Source organism: Flavobacterium sp. FlaQc-47, from assembly GCF_044006475.1.
Taxonomy (GTDB): domain Bacteria; phylum Bacteroidota; class Bacteroidia; order Flavobacteriales; family Flavobacteriaceae; genus Flavobacterium.
The window spans coordinates 1-358 of record NZ_JBIPCQ010000021.1 but is presented as its reverse complement, the minus strand read 5'-3'; the positions used below and the strand labels follow the sequence as shown (position 1 = coordinate 358).

1 protein-coding gene is annotated in these 358 nt (G+C 31.6%); it reads left to right on the top strand.

Annotated features, from left to right (window positions below):
- Positions 1 to 315: transposase (locus tag ACHRVX_RS23845; RefSeq protein ID WP_395337091.1), on the top strand; the 315-nt coding region annotated here is incomplete at its 5' end.
- Positions 316 to 358 lie beyond the last annotated feature (43 nt).

The following is a 358-nucleotide window of genomic DNA, read 5'->3' as shown; positions in this document are numbered from 1 at the left end:
AACAAAACATACATTCCCAAGCTTTTAATCAACGGAGATTCCGTAAAACAATTATTAGCCAGAAGCAGATATTTACTTTATAAATCTCGCGAAAAATGGACTCAAAGCCAAAATGAAAGAGGTCAACCTTTATTTGAGTTATATCCCGATCTAAAGAAAGCTTACAATTTAAGTCAACAACTCCGAGGAATTTATAACAATAAACATATTGCCATGACAAAACTGGCCCATTGGTATAGAAATGTAGAGGAATCTGGTTTTAAAGCTTCAATATCCTACTTAATACAATTACTTTTAACTACCAGTCAATCTTAAATTATTTTGATAACAGAAGTACTAATGCTTCAGCAGAATCTTT